This window comes from Paraburkholderia sp. GAS206C (assembly GCF_050435645.1).
GTDB classification, from domain to species: domain Bacteria; phylum Pseudomonadota; class Gammaproteobacteria; order Burkholderiales; family Burkholderiaceae; genus Paraburkholderia; species Paraburkholderia phenazinium_B.
The window spans coordinates 21164-27461 of the sequence record NZ_JBNDKR010000021.1 but is presented as its reverse complement, the minus strand read 5'-3'; the positions used below and the strand labels follow the sequence as shown (position 1 = coordinate 27461).

General features: G+C 63.0%; 8 protein-coding genes. 7 read left to right on the top strand and 1 reads right to left on the bottom strand.

What is annotated here, in order from left to right; translation table 11 throughout:
* Positions 1–264: 264 nt before the first annotated feature.
* From P3T20_RS36965 to P3T20_RS36950, 4 genes are all read left to right on the top strand, one after another.
* Entirely contained in the window at positions 265–501 is a 237-nt protein-coding gene (locus P3T20_RS36965; RefSeq protein ID WP_074265255.1) for a (2Fe-2S)-binding protein, read from the top strand.
* 243 nt (positions 502–744) lie between these two features.
* On the top strand, positions 745–1491 hold the full coding sequence (locus P3T20_RS36960) for an energy transducer TonB (RefSeq protein WP_429289453.1): 747 nt from the start codon (positions 745–747) through the stop codon (positions 1489–1491).
* A gap of 68 nt (positions 1492–1559) precedes the next feature.
* Complete coding sequence (locus P3T20_RS36955; RefSeq protein WP_074265257.1) at positions 1560–2291, top strand: MotA/TolQ/ExbB proton channel family protein; 732 nt, start codon at positions 1560–1562, stop codon at positions 2289–2291.
* 16 nt (positions 2292–2307) lie between these two features.
* On the top strand, positions 2308–2727 hold the full coding sequence (locus P3T20_RS36950; RefSeq protein WP_429289452.1) for an ExbD/TolR family protein: 420 nt from the start codon (positions 2308–2310) through the stop codon (positions 2725–2727).
* A gap of 357 nt (positions 2728–3084) precedes the next feature.
* Here P3T20_RS36950 and P3T20_RS36945 read toward each other — a convergent pair whose 3' ends face one another.
* Complete coding sequence (locus P3T20_RS36945) at positions 3085–4092, bottom strand: LysR family transcriptional regulator (protein WP_074265259.1); 1008 nt, start codon at positions 4090–4092, stop codon at positions 3085–3087.
* Between the two features lie 123 nt (positions 4093–4215).
* Between P3T20_RS36945 and P3T20_RS36940 the strand changes: the two genes are divergently transcribed.
* The 3 genes from P3T20_RS36940 (at position 4216) to P3T20_RS36930 (ending at position 6208) form a co-directional block, all read left to right on the top strand.
* Positions 4216–5088: a pirin family protein gene (locus P3T20_RS36940; protein ID WP_074265260.1), complete on the top strand. Its 873-nt coding sequence runs from the start codon at positions 4216–4218 to the stop codon at positions 5086–5088.
* A 186-nt stretch (positions 5089–5274) separates the two neighbouring features.
* The gene (locus P3T20_RS36935; RefSeq protein WP_074265261.1) at positions 5275–5673 is read left to right on the top strand and encodes an OsmC family protein; all 399 of its coding nucleotides are present in this window, start codon (positions 5275–5277) and stop codon (positions 5671–5673) included.
* 52 nt (positions 5674–5725) lie between these two features.
* The gene (locus tag P3T20_RS36930) at positions 5726–6208 is read left to right on the top strand and encodes an SRPBCC family protein (RefSeq protein ID WP_074265262.1); all 483 of its coding nucleotides are present in this window, start codon (positions 5726–5728) and stop codon (positions 6206–6208) included.
* The last annotated feature ends 90 nt before the right edge of the window (positions 6209–6298 follow it).

The following is a 6298-nucleotide window of genomic DNA, read 5'->3' as shown; positions in this document are numbered from 1 at the left end:
ATCCGCCCCGAGCCCCCCGAGCTATTCCTGCTCTGCGCACCCTCGGCGGAGGCACCCGGCCATCAAACCGCGGCGCGATGGGCCGCCCCCCCCCCCCCCCCCCGCCCCACCCCACGCAGCCGACACCCCATCCGCCCCCATCTCTAAACCAGGTTATCCCTCCTAACAGGCTGGTTTTGTTACAAAAATTCCCGCAGGACGCTTGCCAAATGCATCAAACATAATGATAATAATTCGCATTAACGTTAGCTATTACGACCCACCATGATCGTTTGCGTGTGCAAGTCTGTTTCCGACCGGAAGATCCGTGCCTCGATCGCGGATGGCGTCGACTCGTTCGATGAGCTCCAGTTCGAGTTGGGCGTCGCTACCTGCTGTGGCAAGTGCGAAGAGTCCGTGCGCGATGTGATGGCGCAAAGCGGTGTCTGCGCGAGCCGCTGTGGGGTCGAGCATCATGCACATCCGGTGCCGCTCACGTTCTACGAACGCAAGGCCGCCTGATCCTGCCGGCACGGCGCTCCCGCCGTGCCTCAAGCGTCCCGGCCGCCTCGGCCTCACGCTTTAGTCCACTGCCGTCAGCAAGCCAGTACACGTACGAGCCAGCTACCCGCTCACCCCGTCAAGGAGTTCGAGATGGAATTGCTGATTGGTTTCGTGACCACCCTGTGTATCTCGCTGCTGATATTCCGAAAATGACGCTGTCTTGTCGTAGACCCGGTATCGACGGCGCCTGGCCGCGCTGACATGCCCGCCTCGCACTCCCTCCCAGCCAGCCTCGGGCCGGCGCCTTCCAGCCGTATGAATTCCCGCGCGGTTACAGCCATCGCTGCCGTCGCCCTGATTCACGTCGCACTGCTTGCGGTGATCATGAGCGTACGTCACGACGAGCCGGTGCGCCCCATCGAGTCGCGCACTCTGACCGCCGAGTTGTTGAGTCCCGCGCCAGTGGCCGCGCCCACCGCAGTGCAATCGATCGCCCCGCCGCCACCCAAGCCGACGCCGCCCGTCCCGCACGCGAAGCCGAAGGTCCAGGCGCGGCCTACTCCGACGCCCAAGCCGACGCCGATGCCCTTGCCGCAAGCGGCAGCGCCTTCGCCGACGGCGCCCGCCGCCGCGCCGTCCGCACCGCCTGCTCCGGCCGCCCCAGCGGCGCCGGCACCGACGGCCGCGGCTGCACCGGCCATCGGCCGGCCGACGATGGAAATCAGCGCACCCAAGAACGTCACGCATCTCGACTGCAATATCGCGAAGCCCGACTACCCGATGCTGTCGAGGCGTCGCGGCGAAGCCGGCACCGCCTACGTCCGGTTTGTCGTGGGTCTGAACGGCAATCTCGAGGACATCGCCCTGAAAAAAAGCAGCGGCTTCGACCGCCTCGACGACGCAGCACTCGCCGCCGTGCGCGCAAGCACGTGCAAGCCTTATCTCGAGAACGGCGTGCCGATCCGGGCCGCCTACACCCAGCCGTACGAATTCGGTCTGAATGACTAGGCGCAGGTGGCTGAACTCAACTGAGCGCAACTGACCGACTGAAGCAGATTTTAAAAAAAGGAATCGCAATGCAGAACTACGGATTGGCCCACGTCTGGGCCCAAGGGGATTTCGTGACGCGCGGCATCGCGCTCGCGTTGCTGATCATGTCGGTGCTGTCCTGGAGCGTCATCGTCATCAAAGGCTGGAACGTGGTGCGCCTCAAACGTCTGACGAAGAATGCCGAACAGGCATTCTGGCATTCCGACGATCTCACGGACGGCGTGCAGAAACTGGGCGCACGCTCCTCGTCGCCGCAGGACAATCCGTTTCTCGCGCTCGCGCTGTCGGGTCAGGAAGCGGCCGATCACCATCACCAGACGCAACCGCATCTGCACGACCGTATGGACGTGTCGGACTGGATCACGCGCTGTCTGAAAGACACCATGGACGACAGCATCGCCCACATGCAGAGTGGCCTGGCGATCCTCGCGTCGATCGGCAGCACGGCACCCTTCGTCGGTCTGTTCGGCACGGTGTGGGGCATCTATCACGCGCTGCTGGCGATCGGCGCGAGCGGTCAGAGCTCGATCGACCAGGTAGCCGGCCCGGTCGGCGAAGCGCTGATCATGACCGCGTTTGGCTTGTTCGTGGCGATTCCGGCGGTGCTCGGCTATAACGCGCTGACCCGGGCGAACAAGGCGCTCGTCACCAAGCTGAACCGTTTCGCCCACGGCCTGCATGCGTTCTTCGTTACGGGCGCGCGCCTGTCGTCGTCCAAGCGTGGCGACGGGCTGCGACTCGCCACGCGCGCCAACTGATCAGCGAGGTACTCCGATGGGAATGAGCCCCTTCGCCAGCGACGATGACGATGGCCTGATGAACGAAATCAACATGACGCCGCTCGTCGACGTCATGTTGGTTCTCCTGATCGTCTTCATGGTGACGATCCCGGTGATCCGCCACGCCGTGAAAGTCGATCTGCCGCATGCAAGCAGCCAGAAAGAAGAGACCAGGCCGGTGCAGGTGAACGTGTCGGTGCAAGCTGACGGCACCGTGCTATGGGATGAACAGAAGGTCAGCGACGACGAGTTGCGCGCCAAGATCGAACAGGCCGCAAAGACAAGCCCGCAGCCTGAAATGCATCTGAACGCAGATCGTAAGGTGGCCTATGAAAAGGTGGCACAAGTCATGTCAGCGGCGCAGGCCGGCGGGCTCACGAAAATCGGCTTCGTGACGCAGCCTGTCAGCCACTAACACTAGCGTCAGCACCGTCCGGATGCAAAATAGCCCTGATTTTCAGGGCTAAAAGTAAAAGGCCTTCATCGTCGGATGAAGGCCTTTTTTTGTGCGCACAAGGCGCCTTCGGGCGGCGAGATCACCTGCTATCGGATGAGTAGCGAGCGACTCCACATGCGACAGCCGTGTTCGACACGGACAGCGCGATCAGCCCTATCAGGCTCGCTATGATAGCGGCCATGAGTTTCCGCATAGGAGACTCCTTAGCGGAGGGATTTCACTATAAGCCCGCCAGCCCACGCATTCAAGCAAAGACCCATTGAAAGTACTCATCACAGGCGGCGCTTAAATGCCAAAACGATATGACGCAGTGCTTCAAACGGTCGTAGGCTGAGCAATGGATTGCTCGATCGTCGTCCGCACGGTCTTGCGCTTTTCTGCAGCCTCCGGGCATTCGCCAATGGTGTGCTTTCCGGTATCCGGGTCCAGCATCTCGACCAGATAGTCGACGAACGCCCGCACCGCAGGCACCATGCCCTGCCGCGAAACGAACACCGCATAAAGCTGCGGCGCAGGTAGCGTCCATCCCGGCATCACCGGCGACAACTGCCCGGCGCGCAGCGCAGCGCCGTACATCATTTCGGGCAATGCGGCGATGCCGACACCTGCCAGCACCGCCTCGCGGATCGTCATCAGATCGGCGCTCACCAGACGTGGCTCGTGTTCAAGTATGTGTCGCGTGCCGTCCGGTGAGATCAGCTGAAACACGTGGCGGCCGTCGGTGGTGGGCGTATCGAGCGTCTCGAAGCGGTTCAGGTCGGATGGCAGGAGCGGCGGCGCGTTTTGCTGCAGCAGGCTCGGTGCGCCGACCAGCATCTGCTGCGTGCGCCACAACGGCCGAACGACGATATTGGCGTTTTCGGGCGGCTCCGAGCGGATCCGCAATGCAACATCAATCGAATCTTCAAACAGGTCGACGACGCGATTGGTCACGCGCATCACCACCCGAACCTCTGGATAGCGGTGCATGAATTCCGGCAGGATCTGCGAGAGCAATGTCTGCGAAATGGTGACCGGCACGCTCACGCGCACCGAGCCGCGCGGCGACGAGCGTAGCTGCTGCACCACGTTGACGGCCGCCTGCGCCTCCGACAGCATCGCCTGGCAATGCTGGTAGAACAACTGCCCCGCCTCGGTCAGCGCGAGCTTGCGCGTGGAGCGCTGCAGCAAACGCACGCCGAGCGACGCCTCCAGCTCGGTCAGACGCCGCGACAGACGCGACTTCGAGATGCCCAGCACCCGCTCGGCCGCGGAGAATCCGCCGTGCGCGACGACCTGCGAGAAGTACATCAGGTCGTTCAGATTGTGCGAATCGATCTTCATCTCATCGTTCCATGAATAGAACAATCCATTGCGTGAGGGTGGCTGGCACCGCTAAAAACGGTCCCTATAATAGCCCTATGTTTCAGAAATAGTGCTATTCCCCATTTTTTAAGGTGACTTTGGATGAGCTCGACACGCACGATCGAACGCACGTATCCCGCGGTTCGCACGACCGAAGGCGGCGGCTTTATCGTCCATCGCCCGTTTCCGACGCGCATGCTGATGGACTTCGACCCGTTTCTGCTGCTCGACGAAATGGGCCCGATCGACTACGCGCCCGGCGAAGCCAAGGGCGCGCCGGATCATCCACACCGCGGCTTCGAAACGGTCACATACGCGCTTGAGGGCCAGTTCGGCCATAAGGACTCGGCGGGCCACTCGGGTACGCTGAACGCCGGCGATGTGCAATGGATGACCGCAGGGGCCGGTGTCGTCCACAGCGAAATGCCGGATCCGGAGTTTGTGCGTACCGGCGGCCGGGTGCATGGCTTACAGGTGTGGGTGAATCTGCCGCGCAGCGACAAGATGATCGCGCCGCGCTACCAGGAGATGCCATCGGCAAAGATTCCGGTGGCAACCTCTGCGGACGGCTCGGTGCGCGTGAAGGTGATTGCAGGTGAAGCGCTGGGCGTGGCGGCGGCCATCGAAACCCGCACGCCGATCCTGTACCAGCATTTCACGCTGCAACCGGGCGCGACGATCGAGCATGCCGTGCCGGCGAATTACCGCGTGTTCGCCTATGGGTTGTCGGGCCACGGCTTCTATGGCGAGGCTCGCAGCGAAATCGGACCTCGCCAGATGGTTGTGTTCAACAATGACGGGGATACGGTCACGCTGGCCGCCGGCGAGGAACCGCTCGATGTGTTGCTGCTGGGCGGCGTGCCGCTGAAGGAACCGGTGGTGCGCTACGGGCCGTTTGTGATGAACACCGAGGACGAGATTCGCCAGGCCGTGATCGACTACCAAGCGGGGCGGATGGGGCAGATCACGCACTGAGCGTTGCCCCTGCGCGGCAGGCGGGCGCGACGGCCGTATGCGGCGCGCCCGCTAACGGCGCCGTGCTGCCGTGACCTCTGCGGCGCGAAGCCGGGCGATTTCGTTCACAATAGCGGCTCATGCCGCGCGCCCTTGACCTCTGTACCCTGCGCCGCGCGGCGCCCCCGTCCCTGTTCAGGAGCGCGCATGGCAGAGTCCACCGTCACCGCCCACATCGGCGCGACGAATTTCCAGGTTCTTCTCGACGACGGCACACACACCTGGATCGCCGATGAACCGGAATCGCTCGGCGGCGGCGATCGCGGGCCTGCCCCGGTGACGCTGCTGCTGGCGAGCCTTGGCGCCTGTACCTCGATCACGCTGAAGATGTATGCGCAGCGCAAGGGCTGGCCGCTGGCCGACGTGCGTGTGACGCTATCCATCGAGACCGGAGCCGAGGGCTCGACGATCGACCGGCGAGTCGTGCTCGAGGGCGAGCTGTCCGACGAGCAACGCGAACGCTTGCTGCAGATCGCCAACGCGTGTCCGGTCCACAAGATCCTGACGCATCCGATCACGATCCGTACGGGCCTTGCCGCTGCCTGACGCCGCGCGCGCTGACATGGGCATCGCTTAGCTTGAAGAGGAAGCCTCCGTTTTGAATTTCGAACACCTAATCCAGATCAACGACCCGTTGAATCCGTTCGTCGAAGCCATGACCCGCGAGCAGTTGTGGGAAGGACTGGTGCTGCGCGCCGAACAGCCGCAACTGTTCGTGCTGGGGCTCGACACATGCACGATCCTGTCGCGTACCGGGGACACGCTCGAGCGCGAACTGCACTACGGCCAGGCTACGGTGCGCGACCGCGTCACGCTGCTCGCCAACCAGAGCGTGCGCTACGACATCCTCGCCACCGAATCGCACGTAGGCGGTTCGCTCACGATGACCATCGAGCAGCCCGACGAGTTGCAGTTGTTCCTGCGCTTCGAATACACCACCACCCTGCCCGTTTCCGACGACGAGGATGCACGTCAAACGCAGGAGATCGTCAAATCGGCGTACCGCGAGTCGGACATCGATACGGTGCGGTTGATTCGCCAGTACGTGCAAGGCAACAAGGCGCCTGGCGCGTTGCATTGAGGCCTGGCGGAGCGGGCATTGCGGGAGTTGGTGAAGTACACGCGTTGCGCTCACCGCTCCTGCGGTGAACCTACCTGCCCCACCTATCGA

Excerpts from the sequence above, each read along its gene's own strand:
- P3T20_RS36945 (WP_074265259.1), bottom strand. The coding sequence starts at position 4,092 with ATGAAGATCGATTCGCACAATCTGAACGACCTGATGTACTTCTCGCAG.
- P3T20_RS36960 (WP_429289453.1), top strand. The coding sequence starts at position 745 with ATGCCCGCCTCGCACTCCCTCCCAGCCAGCCTCGGGCCGGCGCCTTCC.
- P3T20_RS36935 (WP_074265261.1), top strand. The coding sequence starts at position 5,275 with ATGGCAGAGTCCACCGTCACCGCCCACATCGGCGCGACGAATTTCCAG.
- P3T20_RS36940 (WP_074265260.1), top strand. The coding sequence starts at position 4,216 with ATGAGCTCGACACGCACGATCGAACGCACGTATCCCGCGGTTCGCACG.
- P3T20_RS36965 (WP_074265255.1), top strand. The coding sequence starts at position 265 with ATGATCGTTTGCGTGTGCAAGTCTGTTTCCGACCGGAAGATCCGTGCC.
- P3T20_RS36950 (WP_429289452.1), top strand. The coding sequence starts at position 2,308 with ATGGGAATGAGCCCCTTCGCCAGCGACGATGACGATGGCCTGATGAAC.
- P3T20_RS36955 (WP_074265257.1), top strand. The coding sequence starts at position 1,560 with ATGCAGAACTACGGATTGGCCCACGTCTGGGCCCAAGGGGATTTCGTG.